General features: G+C 40.4%; 10 protein-coding genes. 6 read left to right on the top strand and 4 right to left on the bottom strand.

The window, feature by feature from the left end; translation table 11 throughout:
* The first annotated feature begins 125 nt into the window (after nt 1-125).
* Nucleotides 126-3,059: an ATP-binding protein gene (locus Q8M62_RS00550; protein WP_304900095.1), complete on the top strand. Its 2,934-nt coding sequence runs from the start codon at nt 126-128 to the stop codon at nt 3,057-3,059.
* Here the strand turns inward: Q8M62_RS00550 and Q8M62_RS00545 are convergent.
* From Q8M62_RS00545 to Q8M62_RS00530, 4 genes are read right to left on the bottom strand one after another with little or no spacing between them, the layout of a single operon-like run.
* On the bottom strand, nt 3,047-3,979 hold the full coding sequence (locus tag Q8M62_RS00545; protein WP_304900096.1) for a lipopolysaccharide assembly protein LapB: 933 nt from the start codon (nt 3,977-3,979) through the stop codon (nt 3,047-3,049). The two genes, Q8M62_RS00550 and Q8M62_RS00545, sit on opposite strands and share 13 nt — an antisense overlap.
* On the bottom strand, nt 3,963-5,057 hold the full coding sequence (locus tag Q8M62_RS00540; protein ID WP_304900097.1) for an AI-2E family transporter: 1,095 nt from the start codon (nt 5,055-5,057) through the stop codon (nt 3,963-3,965). The genes Q8M62_RS00545 and Q8M62_RS00540 overlap by 17 nt, the downstream gene beginning before the upstream one ends.
* Before the next feature lie 49 nt (nt 5,058-5,106).
* On the bottom strand, nt 5,107-7,143 hold the full coding sequence (locus Q8M62_RS00535) for a M3 family metallopeptidase (protein WP_304900098.1): 2,037 nt from the start codon (nt 7,141-7,143) through the stop codon (nt 5,107-5,109).
* 24 nt (nt 7,144-7,167) lie between these two features.
* A complete protein-coding gene (locus Q8M62_RS00530) occupies nt 7,168-8,541 on the bottom strand; it encodes a tetratricopeptide repeat-containing protein (RefSeq protein WP_304900099.1) in 1,374 nt (457 codons plus the stop codon).
* 157 nt (nt 8,542-8,698) lie between these two features.
* Between Q8M62_RS00530 and Q8M62_RS00525 the strand changes: the two genes are divergently transcribed.
* The 5 genes from Q8M62_RS00525 to Q8M62_RS00505 all read left to right on the top strand — a co-directional run bounded on the left by Q8M62_RS00525 (nt 8,699) and on the right by Q8M62_RS00505 (nt 16,564).
* Nucleotides 8,699-9,304: a hypothetical protein gene (locus Q8M62_RS00525; RefSeq protein WP_304900100.1), complete on the top strand. Its 606-nt coding sequence runs from the start codon at nt 8,699-8,701 to the stop codon at nt 9,302-9,304.
* A gap of 459 nt (nt 9,305-9,763) precedes the next feature.
* On the top strand, nt 9,764-11,083 hold the full coding sequence (locus Q8M62_RS00520; RefSeq protein WP_304900101.1) for an ATP-binding protein: 1,320 nt from the start codon (nt 9,764-9,766) through the stop codon (nt 11,081-11,083).
* Between the two features lie 316 nt (nt 11,084-11,399).
* Nucleotides 11,400-12,035, top strand: a complete 636-nt coding sequence (locus Q8M62_RS00515) for an RNA polymerase sigma factor (protein WP_304900102.1) — start codon at nt 11,400-11,402, stop codon at nt 12,033-12,035.
* A 19-nt stretch (nt 12,036-12,054) separates the two neighbouring features.
* Nucleotides 12,055-13,110: a FecR family protein gene (locus tag Q8M62_RS00510; protein WP_304900103.1), complete on the top strand. Its 1,056-nt coding sequence runs from the start codon at nt 12,055-12,057 to the stop codon at nt 13,108-13,110.
* 151 nt (nt 13,111-13,261) lie between these two features.
* Complete coding sequence (locus tag Q8M62_RS00505; protein WP_304900104.1) at nt 13,262-16,564, top strand: TonB-dependent receptor; 3,303 nt, start codon at nt 13,262-13,264, stop codon at nt 16,562-16,564.
* The last annotated feature ends 11 nt before the right edge of the window (nt 16,565-16,575 follow it).

The raw sequence follows: 16,575 nt of genomic DNA, 5'->3' as shown, positions 1-16,575 counted from the left end.
TTTTGCAAAAAAATGTATTTATAATTTATTTTATTTGGCATGAAATACAAATTGCTGTATGTTTACAGGATGAAAGTGGTCTTAACTGATTACTTTCAGTGTAAAGACCCAGGAATAATAATTCGATGCAAGACAAAGGAATAAACAGCACGTTTAAAAAGATCATTTACGAATCTTCGGAAATGGTCTTCCTTGCTGACGATTCCTATCCCTATTCCATTTTTTATGCAAACGAATCCTTTGAGGAGGAGATCGGAGAATCCTTAAAAGACAAAACTTTGGTCGGGCTGGGGCTTGATATTAACGCTTACATTTTCAAAGAAGAGCTGATTCTTTCCCATAAAAAAAAGGATTATTCGTTCAAACTTGAATTGCCACAAGACAGTGGATCAAATTATTTTCTTTTCTACAAAGGGAGAGAGGTAAAAACCCACGGACTTCCAAGTAAAAAAGAAGCCTATCAATTTTTTACTTCCAAACTCGATCTGATAGCTATCGGAAAATATGATCATCTGACTTATTTAAATTCGACCGTTTTACCGGTACTGGGTTACGAAGCGGAGGAATTATTGAACACAAATCTTTGCCCATTCATTCATGAGGAGGATTTAGACCGAGTCCAGCAAATCTGGAAAACTCACCAAAAAAGTCAGGAAGTTGCTTTTTGTGAATTGCGTTTTTTAGGAAAAGACGGAATATATCGAAATCTGGAATGCTCGGTGCAATTCAATCCAGAGACATTTTTTCTTATTGCGAGGGATATTACGAATCGAGTTATCCAGTCAAAAAATGACAAGAAATTAGATTCTTTGCTTGATAAGGTACCGGAATTGACAAAATCCGGAAAATGGAGAGCTGATTTGGATTCCAATGAATTAGTATTGGAACTAGCCACTGAAACTATCCTAGCGAAACATTTGGAGAAAGGAGTGCTTACTGATCTGTTTAAGGCTAATTTTTTAAATCAAATCAGAGAGTCTGCTTCAGCTATGAATCCCCAACAGGAAGAGTTTGAAGGGGAAATCCAGATTTCAGAAAAGTTAAACCTTGGCTATACGGCCTTTTTCCCGGAGAAAAAGAGAACCCTTGTTTGGGGAATAATCTGGGATGATAGCTTGGGTCGAAAAATTAAAAATGAATTAAATTTTCATCAAAGGCTTTGGGTCGAATCGCCAGAGGCGATGATGATAGTGGAGCCGAATGGGAAAGTTTTTTTGACAAACCATCAAATGCTTGAATTTTTCGGGTTCGAAAAAGACACCGAAATTTCTCATTTGAAGGACTTGAATAGCTATTTTGAAGAATCTGATCAGTGGTCTGAATGGATTCATTCTTCAACTTTGGACCATTCGATCACGAGGTTTACAACTCTTTTAACTAACGAAAAGGGAAAACAGCTTACCCTCGAAGTGGCTGCCAAAAATGTAGCGTTTAACGATTCTGAATACATCTCGCTTTCCTTCAGGAATATATCCGAAAAAATAAAACTTGAGGAAAAGGTAGAAGCCAGCAGTAATTTCCTGATGAATCTTACTGAGCAGGTTCCCGGAGGATTGTACCAAATGGTATTGAATGCTGAAGGACAAATGAATTTCTCCTTTCTTTCGAAAGGGATTAATTCTGTATTGGGACTATCGCCTCAGGAAATTCAGGACTTCTCAGACATTTCTTCCGCAATATCAAAGGTACATCCACAAGATCTCCCTCAGGTAATTATGTCTTCGGTAGCGTCTGCTCGAAAATTGGAACCATGGCAGTGTCAATTTCGGGTCAAATCAGGGGAGAATAATCAAGATTACCGTTGGGTGCTCGGAGCTGCCAGACCTCAAGCTTTGGAAAACGGAGATATGGTCTGGTATGGTTACCTTACCGATATTTCAAAACAGAAGGAATTCGAGGCCAAATTGGATGAGGCTAGGATGGCTGCGGAAAAGGCCAATCAAATCAAATCAGATTTCCTTTCCATGATCAGTCATGAGTTGCGGACGCCCCTCAATGCGATCTCAGGATCAGTTTATTCCCTTTTCCACGATGAACACACGGAGAATCAAAAATCCGCACTCAATACGATCAATTTTGCGGTTGACAATTTGATTATCATGATCAATGATCTTTTGGATTTCCAAAAAATCGAGGCTGGAAAATTAACCATTGAGAAGGTTCCGTTTAATCTGAAGAATATTGTCGATCAGGTATTGAAAGGTTTGTCTTTCCATGCCAAAGACAGCAAAAATAAACTTGAATTGCACTTGTCAGAAGGACTTGACATCGCTGTCAAAGGAGACAAAACCCGACTTTCACAGGTAATGAATAATTTAATCACCAATGCCCTCAAGTTTACCAATGAGGGAAATGTGGATGTGAAAATCGAACTGCTTGAACAAGAAAGAAATAAGGTAAAAGTTTACTTTGAAGTAAAAGATACTGGAATTGGAATTGCACCGGAAGATCAGGAAAAAATCTTCAATGATTTTGACCAGGTCAAGCCAACATTCAGCTCAAAATATGGAGGTACAGGCCTTGGGCTATCGATCACCAGAAAACTCCTAAACTTGATGGGGGGTAAAATCGGGTTGGATTCTGATGTAGGAAAAGGAAGCAGATTCTTTTTTGAATTGGAATTTGATTTAGCTGAATTGGAACTTACACCTCCATCCAAAGTTGAGAATTCCACCCCTTCATTTAAAAGTCTTCATCTTCTGATGGCTGAAGACAATGAGGTGAATTCACTGGTCTTAGGAAAAATCATTAAAAAATGGGGCTATACTTTTGAGCGGGCTCACAACGGACAAGAAGCTGTGGAGGCCGTGAAAAACGGGAAATTTGACTGCATTTTGATGGATATTCAGATGCCCGTTATGGATGGTTTTGAAGCTACTATCGCGATAAAGAAATTTTCCAGTACTCCCATAATTGCCTTGACTGCTGCGGCAAAGCTCGAAATCATGGAGCGAATTGATGAATGTGAGTTCGAGGGCTTTGTAGCCAAACCAATTGATGCAGCTGAACTTCTGAAAAAGATCAAAGAAGTGATCGCGGAGAAAAGCTACAAGGCCTGAGCCTTTTGATAGTATTCCTGGACCAAATCCATTTCAGGATAATTTTTGACAAGATCAGTTAGGTATTGCAAAGCAGAAATTTTGTCCCCTTTCATTACATAGTAAATCCCTTTATTCCGTAAGGCAAATGGGTTTTTGGTGTCTAATTGAATACTTTGATTGATGAGATCTATAGCTTCCTCAGGTCGGTCTAAAAAAAGCAGGTATAATCCTTTATTGTTGTAGAAATAGGCTTGTCTGTTGTCAAGTACGATGGCCTTCTCCACGGAAGTTAAAGCGTCTTTCAAATTCCCTTCATCGAAATAAATCATCGATCGGAGGTTGTGCAGGTTGGGTTCCGATGGATTTATAACTTCCGCCTTGGAAAGTATAGCTTTAGCAGACTCGTATTGTTTTAAATAATATCGGATGGTGGCCTGATTGACCAGCAGGTCTGAATTGGTGGGGTCCAGTTCAGATGCTTTTTCAAATGCCTGAAGTGCTACAGGGAAATCTTTAAGTTTTTCCTGACTAAGCCCTGTTAGGAAGTAGCTTTTCCAGTTGTCGCTTTCAAGCTTTAGCAGTCGATCGGCATCCTCCCGGGCTTTATAAAATTCTCCATTGTCCAAGTAATTTAGACCTCTTTGAAAAATAGCCTCAAAGTATTCCGGACGGAATTGGATGGCTTTACTTAGGTCTTCTATGCTTTCATCCAGCTGATTGAGTTTAAGATGTGCCATTGCTTTATTAAAATAAGCGTCAGCATAAGTGGAGTCCAACTTGATGGCCTCGCTGTAGAAGACAATCGCAGATTTCGGGTCGTTTTCCACCAGTTTCTCATTTCCTTTCAACAGGAAACGACCTTTTTTATTTTCTTCACTATCACAGCTGATTAAAGTGAGGATCAAAATTCCCAGGATAATTTTATTCAGTATTCTCATTTTTTGATTTAGGCTTTTCGTCTTTTTTTTCCTCACCCAAAAGCATAGCAAATGGTTTGGTGTTTTCACTCAGGTCAAATATTTCCCTAAGAATAGCCATGGCTGGAATTACCAGAATCATCCCGGCAACTCCCCAAATTGCGGCTCCTACAAGTAAGCCCAAAAAGGTAATGAATGCATTCAAGTTTACGTTTCCACCGACAATTTTTGGAGTCAGGAAGTTACTTTCTACCATTTGAATCACTTGGTAAATCGCCAAGGCAGCAATCGGGACAAACAAACTGTCCATGGTCAAAAACGAATAAACAGCTGGCAATAAAGCGCCGACAAAAGGTCCGATGTAAGGAATGATGTTTAATACTGCCCCAATAATCCCAAAGAAAATTGCATGCTTGATCCCCAATGCCGAATAGGCGGTGATATTCAGAATAGCCAATATGACCATGACTTTACCTACACCGGTGATGTAATTTTGAATTACCTTCCTAAGGTTGGTTATTCTCATTTTCACCAAAGCCGGGTCTTTGTCTTGATATATTTTCACCATCATTTTGGTAAGATGATCCCGATAGAGAAGAAAGAAAAACATAAATACCGGAATTAATACCAAGCCCGAAAGCGAGCCAATTGCCTTCAGCGCAAACGCAGAAATGCTAGTGCTATTTTCATTAAGCATCTTCGCAATCGAATCTGACTGAGCTTTTTCTGCCAAATTTTCACTAAATCCCAGTTTGTCGGTAGTCCAAGTGTCTATTCCTTCGGCCACAGAGACCAGACGGGCTGAGACATTATTGAAGTCCTTGGTGAAGCTCACTACGTTTCCGATGATAAAGCTGATCAAACCTACCACAATGGCTATCATAAGCAATAATGAGATCACACTTGATAATGTTCGTGGAACCTTATACTTCTCCAAAAACATACTGAAGGGTGTGAAAAGAATTGCGAAAAATCCGCCCATGAAAAGCGGTACCAAAAGGCTTTTGCCAACAATCAGGAAGAAGATTAAAACAATAATGAATGCCATCACCGAAAGGGCTTTTAAGTAGGCAGGCATATTCATTTGCTTGGGTATCATAAAATATAAATTTGGAAAAAAGTGCAGGACTAATCTATAGCTTTTTTAATTAAGCAGAAATTAGACCAGAGCGCTTTAGCAATGCTTCAGGTTTGGGTTCTCTACCCCGAAACCTTCGATACAGGATCGAAGGATGTGCTGTGCCTCCTGCCGAAAGGATATTTTTTTCAAAGGAAGATGCAGTTTCCTGATCAAAAACACCTTTTTCCAAAAATAACTCGAACGCATCAGCATCCAGTACTTCTGCCCACTTGTAACTGTAATATCCTGAAGAATAGCCCCCCTGGAAAATATGGGAAAAGCTCGTGCTTGCCATAGTTCCTTCTACTCGTGGTAAAAGATCAGTTTTCTGCATGACTGCTTCCTCAAATTTCCTTACCTCCGCTATTGGGCTTGGGTCTTGACTATGGTAGGCCATATCCAAAAGCGCAAAACTGATCTGCCGCATCGTCATATAGCCCTGTTGGAAATTGGAAGCGTTTTTGATTTTCTCAATCAGTTCTTCGGGGATTTTTTCACCGGTTTCATAGTGTTTCGCAAAAAGATCCAAGCATTCTTTTTCGTAGCACCAGTTTTCGAAAATCTGGGAGGGGAGTTCTACAAAATCCCAAAAGACACTTGTTCCGGTGAGCGATTCGTAGGTTCCTCTGGCCAGCATTCCATGAAGTGCATGGCCAAATTCATGAAAAAGCGTGGTGACTTCATTGAAGGTCAAAAGGCTTGGTTTGCTCTTCGTCGGCTTTGTAAAATTACAGACGATCGAAACGTGCGGGCGCTGCTCCAGTCCATTTTCTGTGCGTTGTCCTTTGAAAGAGGTCATCCAAGCCCCGTTTCTTTTGCCTGATCTTGGAAAAAAATCCGCATAAAATACAGCAAGGTGCATTCCGTTACGGTCCTTTACTTCATAAGCTGTGACATCCGGATGATATACCGGAATGTCGGAGTTTGGTTGAAATGTAATCCCAAAGAGCTTACCTGCAGTTTGGAAGACACCCGCAATGACATTTTCAAGTTTGAAATACGGCCGGAGCAATTCATCATCCAAGGCATATTTTTCTTTTTTGAGGAGTTCGGAATAGAATGCAAAATCCCATCGCTCAAGGTTTTCTAATCCATTCAGTTTTTTTGCAAATTCGGCCACTTCAAGTACTTCCTTCTCAGCTTTTGGCTTTGCTTTAAGAAGCAGTGACTCCAAAAACTCCAGTACTGCTTTTGGACTTTTGGCCATACGCTCCTCCAAGACAAAATCTGCATGAGAGGCATATCCAAGCAGATTAGCCCGCGCGTGACGAAGTTTGAGAAGGTTTTTGATGATCTCCTGATTGTCGAGTTCATCTCCCTTGGATGATTTGGTGTTGTAAGCCAAAAACAACCGCTTGCGGAGTTCCCTGTTTTTGGCATAGGTCATCGCCGGGATGTAGCTTGGGTAATCGAGTGTAAAAGCCCATTTGCCTGGATGACCTTTTTCCTCTGCTATCTGGGCAGCTGCTTCTTTGATACCTTCGGGTAGGCCATCGATTTCAGCCTCATTCTCTATCAAATGAACATATTTATTGGTTTCAGCAAGGATGTTTTCTCCGAATTTGAGACTGAGTTGAGCCAATTCCTGGTCGATAGTTCGAAGTTTTTCAGCATCCTCCGGACTCAGGTTTGCGCCATTCCGGACAAAGGATTTGTAGGTTTTTTCCAGTAGGGTCTTTTGTTCTTCGGTGAGTTTGAGAGTTTCTTTTTCATTGAAAACGGTAGCTACTCGTTGGAAAAGATCTTGATCCAATAATATGTCATTGGAGTATTCGGTCAGCAGGGGGGAAATCTCCCGAGCCAGCTTTTGAATTTCGTCATTGGTCTCCGCAGAATTGAGGTTAAAAAAGACAGCCGAGATTACATTCAGTTTTTTACCTGATCGATCAAGTGCTTCAAGGGTATTTTGAAAGGTAGGCACTGATTCAGATTTGATTTTTTCTACATCTGCCTTGGCCAATTTTATGGCCTCTTCAATTGCAGGAAGAAAGTGATCGTTTTTTAGAAGATGAAAAGGTGCAGTTTCAAATGGGCTTGTAAATTCAGCCAAAAGTGGGTTTTTCATGAGGAAGGATAAACGTTTGGGTAATTAATCAGGCGCGATCCATTTTGGTTCGAGGAGATGCCCTACTTTTTTCAATTCGGTTGCTAAATTACCAATTTGTTCAGTAAAGCTTTCAAGTTGCCATTGGTGAAATGGAACTTTGTTGGATTCTTTGAGGCTTTTCCGATGGGTTTCAAAATCGCCCAGTCCAAAGGAAGATTCTGCACGGTTGACTAAAATCCAGTATTTCTGTCTGTTGTAAAACTCTTGTAATTCTTTGCCTTCTTTTGTTCCTCCATTGATCAAGAGCTGATCATTTTTTTCTTTTTGCACCATGATTTCCCAATCCCTGTCACACAAAAAAAGAACACGCTTCCAGGTACGTCGGGCAAAAATCAAATCAGCTATTCGCTCTTGGTCAGATTTGACCAGATTGGATGTCGCGTGATAGACCAAAGTCAAGGCTAGATTTATTCCATTGTATCGATTGTTGAGTAAATAGTAACTTCTTTGGTAGTATAAAATAGAATCTTCCAAATGTTGATCTCCTTGGCCACATTCATAGAGTTTCTTCTCCACAGCTCCTGCCGAAGATACCGTTTCAGGGTCATTGGTATGGGCCAAATTAATCGAATGGAGGTAGCTCAAAGACCTATTGAGGGCAGAGACTAAATCCGGCTCAGCGGCCTTGTATGTAGTAAAAGAAAGTCGGTGAAATAAATAGGGATCTTTCTGACCGGTATTTCCTCCTGAAAGTAAAATAGCCGAATGAAAAAGGTCCCGGGCTTTGGCAAACTCCATGATATCTATGGCATCTTCTGCTTCCTGAATTATCAAAGAAAGCGCTTTTCCCACTTCAGGGATCGGCTGGGACTTGTCGCGATCGACCACTGCTCTTTCTAGTTCTGCTTGGAGTTTGGGAGGAATGAGTGAGTTGAGGTAGGTATAAACAGGACTATCGGCTTCGTTCTTATCCAATACAGTTTGGATCACAAGGTCCAGTGCTGCCCGAAATCGTTCCACTTCTTCATAGTCTATGGCGTCTCCCAGATGTTGATAGCTATGAATGACTACATGATTGAGGTCAAAGGGATACACCAGCTTGTCTTCCGAAATTACTATGGTTGTATAGGGGCGCAAAGCATGCCTTACACCCAATTCATACAGCGCATTGGCATTCAGTGTAGACAGGTCAGCTATCACTAGATCAGCCTGGAGCAATTCTTTATACATTTGCACATCGATGGATCCGGAGTGTGTAATTTCATCAGCCCGGACACATTCAATGTTTTTGGCTTCCACCACAGGTTTGATCAGGAGGCGATAGGATTTGTTTAAGTCCAGTTTTCTGCCGTTGATGTAGTCGGTTTTTATACCGAAACCCATGACTACAAAGCATCTTTTTTTAACATCACTCATTTCGAAAAAAATTAATTTTGAAATTGATCGGTAAAGTAAAGATTCTGAAAGGTAAGGTTTTATAAAAGTAAAATCTGCGAAACAATTTTTTTCGCTTATTAAATTTTGAATAAAGAAATTATCCAACCGGATGTAGCTTTCTCAAAAATCGAAATTTATGAAAGCAATTCTTATCAGTACACTATTCATTCTTGGATTCCTTACTCAAGCAAAAGCACAGCTTGTCATTAAAGATGGGCTATATTTTAACAAGGCAGGGAGACAAGTTTGGATTGTGGAGACCAATGGAAAGAAACATCAGCGTGCACTGCTCTACAAAGTTTCCAAAGACTCGCTTTTCTTTGTTGAATCCAATCTTAAAACTCTTTCTCCACAGTATGCAGACCTTGAAATAAAGAGCTTGCATTATTCTGATATAGATACGCTGGTGACTCAAAAAAACAGGCCCGGTGCTAAAGGTGCTGTAATTGGAGGGGTGATTGGGTTTGCTGCAGGAATGGCGATTAGGGCCGCTACTTATGATCCTGACCCGATTACAAAGGTTGTTGTAATTCTTACGGGAGGAGAATCGGCCCATTATTTTATGTCAGGACTTTTGGGTGCCTCAGCAGGAGTGGCAATAGGTGCTGGTATCGGTGCAATCGCTAAAAAGAAGTGGGTCATTGGTGGAAATAAGGAAAACTTCGAAAAGGCCCTTCTTCTTCTCGACGAAAGAGCCTATTGGAATAAATCAAGCAGACCAAGACCAAGTCCTAACCTGTGATTCAATGAAAATTTACTGCCTGTTCAATTACTTATCATGTTATAGGATTAATGGATAGCTAAGGGAAGCAAAGTCAAAACTTTCAATATAACCGAATACCAAACCTGAGTTTCTCCATTAAATTTTCTTATTTATGAATCAATTCAAGCAATTGGGATAGAAAAATCTCAACTGCACTAAATGGGAGCATTTGAGGTAATAAATAAGAGGTGAACGGTTTTCCGGCCACCTCTGGTTCTGTTATAGATATCCTAATTTAAAACTCAAAATCACAACTCATGGCTTCCATTCCGATCGGAGCTCCGTCAGGAATACTTAGCGACTGTTGGGGGCTCAGCTCCTCCGGCAATTTCAAATAGGTCTGGATTTTTTCATTGAGAATTGCCTTTGAAAAATGGAAAATGTTTCCTATTATTGCCTTTGAAAAATGGAAAAAAAGGTTTGAACTGCCTTTGAAAAATGTATATTCCCCGAAATATAGATAAAGAACTGCTGGCATGGCGCAAGGAAAAGACCGGCAAGCCTTTACTGGTCAGAGGTGCCCGTCAAGTAGGGAAATCCACTGCCGTAAGGGAACTGGCCAAACAGTTTGACCATTTTCTTGAAGTGAATTTCGAGGAACAACGCACCCTGCATTCCTTGTTTGAAGGTGATCTCAACCCTTTGGAATTGTGCGAAAACCTGTCCATTGTATCCAATGTTCCGGTTGTTCCCGGAAAAACCCTGGTGTTTTTTGATGAAATACAAGCCTGCGTACCGGCCATTTCTTCTCTTCGTTTCTTCTACGAAAAACTTCCGGAACTGCACGTCATAGCCGCGGGATCTTTATTGGAGTTTGCACTGGCTGAAATACCTTCTTTTGGAGTGGGTCGGGTACGGTCAATCTTTGTTTACCCACTTGGTTTTGATGAATTTCTGACTGCTATGGGGGAGGATTCTCTTTTGAATGCCAAGAAAAAAGCCTCAGCATCCCGGCCTCTTGCTGAGCCTCTACACCACAAACTGCTCACGTATTTGAAACGGTTCCTGGTTTTGGGTGGCATGCCTGAGGTTATCCGTAATTATAGCCAATACAGGGATATGAAGGTAGCCGGACAACTTCTCGATGATCTCATCATTTCGCTCAGGGCCGATTTTGCAAAATACAAACACCGTGTCCCCTCTTTGCGTATTTCGGAAGTATTTGATGCCGTGGTCAGGCAGTCGGGTGGCAAGTTTGTCTATGCAAAAGTGGCAACGGAAGCTAATCATAAACAAGTGAAAGAAGCTGTGGATCTATTGTTGATGTCGGGTCTGGTGATTTCGGTCACCCATACCTCTGCCAACGGACTGCCCCTGGGTGCGGAAAGCAATCCCAAAAAGCAGAAAATGCTGGTTCTTGACACAGGTATATTCCAGAGGATACTCGGACTGAATATTACCGAAGTTCTTTTTGACGATGACTTTGATGCAGTCAACAAAGGGGCCATTGCCGAGCAGTACTGCGGGTTGGAACTCCTGAAAGCGGTTTCCTGCTACCGACAGGAGAGATTGTATTACTGGCATAGGGAAGCCCTGAACAGCAATGCGGAGGTGGATTACCTTGCCCAAAAAGGGCAGGACATTATTCCAGTGGAAGTGAAGTCCGGGAAAAAGGGTTCGATGCAAAGCCTCCATCTGTTTCTCAAGGAAAAAAAAAGTCCCTATGGGGTCCGGTTCTCCAACGAACCCTATGCCGCCTTTGAAACCATACAGGTCTGGCCCTTATATGCCGTTTCGGATTTTGTGAGGGGCGGATGATCTGGGGAAAAAATCGGTATAAAATACAGCAAGGTGCTTTTCATTCCGGTCCTTCACTTCGTTTGCTGTGACTTCTGGATATTACCATTAAGCTATGCCCAGTGTCCTTTCAAAACTTTTAATAACGGGAATCTCCGACCATACCGATTAACTTGGGCTCCAAGACAAATTAATCGCCTTAAATCGCCTGGAATCAAACTTTTTTAGCTTTTAAAAAAGACTCGTATTTAAATCTATTTTTTTTAAAATTTTATGGGGTCACTTTCGGGCATTACCTCCTCTTAATATCAGAAGGTTGCACTAACCCGGTACTTCTATGATTAATAACCCAAAATTGCCAAATAAAGAAGAAGTCAATGTTTATCCTTTGGGGCATTCTGAATCCATCAAGGTTTATGAGAATAAATCTGACATGGATATCTGGAATGCTTTTAACAAGGGGGATGAATTTGCCTTTAATTATATCTACAGAATGTATGTCATAGTTTTGTTTAAATATGGCTGTCAGATGTGTAAAGATCAAAGCCACATTCAAGACTGCATTCAGAATATTTTTATTGACCTGAGAAGAAAAAGGGGCTCGCTCAGCGAAGTACAGAGTATTAAATCCTATCTGTTTAAAATCTTATACCGGGAACTGATCAGGAAATCAAACAAATCCAAAGAGGAGATCTGTAAGGAGCCTGAGAAGATCCAAAAGAATTTTAGCATTGAATTTTCGCAGGAAACAAAAATTATTCATCAGGAAAATGACCGGGAAAAATTTGAAAAAATACAGGATGCTATTAATAAACTTACCTGCCGACAGCGGCAAGCCATTTTATTGCTCTATGAAGAAGGAATGACTTATAAGGAAATTTCAGTAGCAATGGATTTAAATGAAGTAAAATCAGCACGGAAGGTTGTTTACAGAGCTTTGAGCACATTGAAATCATTGCTCCAAAAGAAATAAGACAGAAAATTATAAACAGATGAACTACAAAGATTACGATATAGCCAACTTTATTACCGATGAATTTTTCATTCAGTGGATTAAAAGCCCGAATGAAAACAACAGTCATTTTTGGGAAAAATGGATGGCTCAGCATCCGGAGAAAAGGGCTATGGTAAATGAAGCAGCAAATCTGATCCGGTCTGTGAAATATGCTCACAGTCCTGAATTTACAGACAAAATGTATGTGGAGACCTTCGAACAGATCCTTAAGGCAGATAATGAACATAGTTCGGTCAAAAATTCCAAGCCTACACCCATTTCCTCCTCCTCAAAAGGCAGCTTTTTGTTTTTTATACCACTGAGAGGAATTGCAGCCTCCGTGTTGGTTTTATTCTGTCTCTGGGCGCAATATGAGGCATTCAATTACCGTCCTGAGCCTGTAGAGAAAGCCGAAATACCTCTGATCAAAAGATCCAACCTGGCTGGGCAAAAGTCCATTATTGATCTGCCTGATGGAACCAGGATTCACCTAAATTCAGAAAGTGAAATCGAATTCCCCAAGGAATTCTCAGCCGATTTCCGCTTGGTAAGGTTGAAAGGCGAGGCGTTTTTTGAAGTGAAAAAAGAGCAGCGCCCATTTTTGGTGGAGAGCGGCAGTACAAAAATCCGTGTGCTGGGCACTTCATTCAATGTCAGGCAAAAAACCAATGAGCCACTTTATGTGGCTTTGGTCACCGGTAAGGTCAGGGTCGATGCGGTCAACGGAGATCAGGTAATCCTGAATCCCGATGAAATGCTAGTCATGGAAAAAGACGGAAAATTTTCCAAGACAGGATTCGACCCCATGGATGTTACCGGATGGAAGGACAATTATCTGGTATTCAAAAGTGCCAAATTTTCGGAAGTAAAGAAAAAGCTGGAACTCTGGTATGGAGTCAATATAACATTTAAAGGAAACCCTGATAAGGACTGGACTTACTCCGGAGTCTATAAAGACGAGATGCTGGAAAACGTACTGCGTGGAGTCTGCATGACTTCGGGAATGACTTTTAAAATCGATAAAAAACAAATAACCATCACCAACCCAAAATAATATGAAAAACCTAGTCCTAAATACCAGTTAACAAAAAAGGCAGGAGCTGTTCTTGGCGGAACAGGATCCTGCCCGTGTAAATGCCTCTATCAAATTGGAATGCGAGGGAGGCATTAGTCCAAGTATTTCTACACTTAAACCATTCAAACTTATGGATAATAATTTACGCAGACAACTGATTATGCTGTCCAAACGATTAATATATGCTTTTCTGTTCCAGCTATTTCTATGCACGGTCATATTGGCTAACACGGGCAATGCCCAGCGGAAAACCATCGATCAAGTAAAGGTTTCTTTAAATCTTAAAGAAAAGTCCCTTGCCCAGTTTTTCAGGCAGGTGGAATCCAAAACGGATTTCAAGTTTACTTATACGGATAATCTGCTGGATCTAAACCAGTCTATCACAGTTACGGAGAATAATAAACCGCTTTACGATGTTTTGGTGGCTGTCTCTAAACAGACCAATTTGAATTTTGTACAGGTCAATGAGAATATCCATGTGAAAGCCCCCAAGAATAACAAAAACACCGTGGAAATTTCCCCATTCGTGGATATTATCATTTCTGGAAAAGTTACGGATAGTAAGGGAGATCCCTTTCCAGGAGTATCTGTACTTGTTGAAGGAACTACGACGGGCACTGTTACTGATATTGATGGCAAATACGCAATTGAAGCACCTGAGGGAGGGGTTTTATTGTTTTCGTTTATTGGTTTTGAAAAGCAACGGATAAGAATTGATAATCTAACAACTATTGATGTCATATTGAAGGATGATGTTAGATCCTTACAAGAAGTTGTTGTAATTGGATATGGCTCTGTTCAAAGGGCCGATATTACCGGCTCTGTGGCACAAATTTCAAGTAAAGATATTGATGCCTTACCTGTTCCTAACGTCCAACAAGCCCTTAGGGGAAGAGCTCCTGGTGTAAGAGTAATTCAGAATTCAGGACAGCCGGGTTCATCCGTTCAAGTTCAAATTAGAGGAGGAAATTCCTTTCTTGGAAGCAATCAACCATTATATGTGGTGGATGGATTTCCTTTGGCAGGCGGAATAGATTTTCTTAACCCTTCAGACATTGCTTCGATAGATATCCTTAAAGATGCTTCTGCCACTGCAATCTATGGAGCAAGGGGTGCAAATGGAGTAGTAATTATAACCACCAATAAAGGTAAAGAGGGTGTTAATAGGGTTTTGATTGATAGTTATTATGGTGTTCAGGAAATCGCCAAAAAGTTCGACTTGATGAATGAAAAACAGTTTGCAGAGATTGCGAACGAATTGGCAAGAAATGATGGGCGACCTGAGGTTTTTGATATCAATAATCTCCCTAACATTAATACAGACTGGCAGGATGAAATTTTTCGAATTGCTCCAATCCAAAGCCATACTCTAACATTTGATGGAGGTAATAATCAATCCAGGTATTCAATTTCCGGTAATTATTTTCAGCAAGATGGTATTGTAATTGGCTCAGGCCTTCAAAGAGGTTCCTTACGAATCGGACTTGAACAGAAAGTGAAAGATTTTTTAACTGTAGGGTCCAATATTATAGCAACCCGTCAAATGACCGATAATGTAAATGCCAATAATGGCCATAGGGGTAGTGGAATACTTTCTGCAGCCTTTGTTTCTCCTCCCACTATAGCACCTTTTGATGAAAACGGAAACTTTTCCCAAGTAACCAGATACTATTTTAGCCCAAATGTCCTACAGAATCCTTTGCTCTTCGCAGAAATATTCAACAAAACCACAAGTTCAAATCTGCTGGCTGATGTTTCACTAAATTTTAAAATCACTGAGGATTTGTCGTTTAAGGTGATTGGTGGAGCCGAACAGGGCTTTTTCGAAAATGATTTTTATTCCCCATCCATTCTAAGGCTATCGTCTCCAAATGGAAATGCAAGTACCTCCATAAATCGAAATATTTCCTTTTTGAATGAAAATATTTTAACCTACAACAAGGCATTAGGAGCCCACAGACTCAATCTTGTTGGAGGATTTACATTCCAGGATTTCAGAAGTAAAGACAATAGGTCAAGCGGAAGCGGATTTGTAACCGATCTTTTGCTTAATAATAATTTGGGAGCAGCCCAATTAACCAATCCCAATTCATCTGATTTCTCGGAATGGACAATTTTATCTTGGTTGGGTAGAGCCAATTTTTTTCTAAACGACAAAATTCTTTTTACAGGCAGTATCCGGGCGGATGGATCTTCTCGATTTGGGGCAAACAATAAATGGGGATATTTCCCTTCAGGTGCAGTTGCTTATAGATTATCTGACGAGACATTTATGAAAGAAATTTCTTGGATCAGTAACCTGAAAATAAGAACGAGTTATGGTGTAACGGGAAGTACTGCAGTTTCCCCTTTCCAATCACTAAACAGATTGGGAGTTCAAAGGGCAACTTTTGGGAATAATGATGCAATTGGATTTGTTCCGGCTGCTGTACCCAATGACAATTTAAAATGGGAAACTACAGAGCAATTGAACGTGGGTATTGACTTTGGCGTGATTGAAGAGCGTTTTAGGCTTACCGCAGATTACTATGTGAAAAATACACGTGATTTATTGGCAAGGGTAACCCTGCCGGGCTCTACAGGGTTTAATTCTGTTTTAGTAAACTTAGGAGAAATTCAAAACAAAGGATTTGAGTTGGGTATTTGGGGAGATATTTTAGTCAAAGAATTCAAGTGGGATGCTTTTGGCCAAGTTTCTTTCAATGAAAACAAGGTGGTCAACATAGGTGGCAGTGATGTATTTGGTGGAGGATTGAGTTTGCCATTCGGATCACCAATAAATATTGCCAGGGAAGGTCAGCCACTTGGGATGTTTTGGGGATTTTTGGAAGACGGTCTAAATGAAAACGGATCCATAAAATTTCAGGATTTAAATGGAGATGGGATTATCAATAACCAGGATCAAACCATCATTGGTAATCCTTATCCTGATTTCATTTACAGTTTGAATAATAATTTCAGCTATAAAAACTTTGAATTGAACATTTTTATTGAAGGTGTACAAGGTGCGGATATGTTTTTCGCAACGGGTGGGTCTATATCCAATTCCTTCAATACCGGAGAAAATCAATTGGTCAGTGTATACAACGACAGGTGGACACCAGAAAATCAAAACGTTAATGCTTCTCATCCAAAAATCAGTTCCAATACTGTTTTCAGAGCCTCTAATCGGTTCATACATGATGCTTCTTTTCTAAGATTAAAAAATGTCAAATTGGCCTACAATCTTCCTTTCAGCAAGTGGAATATAAAAGGAATCAGCAATGCGCAGGTATACATAAGCGGACAAAACCTGATCACAATCACAGAATATCCGGGGCTTGATCCTGAAGTGAATACAAGAGGTGAAACGGGTGATTTGAGGATTGGCATAGACGAAACAGGCTATCCCATTGCAAAATCTTATACAGTTGGATTAAGAATTGGATTCTAAACATAAAAATT

This window comes from Algoriphagus sp. (assembly GCF_030694375.1).
In the GTDB taxonomy this organism is placed as follows: Bacteria; Bacteroidota; Bacteroidia; order Cytophagales; family Cyclobacteriaceae; genus Algoriphagus.
This window is presented reverse-complemented; position numbering and strand designations above follow the sequence as displayed.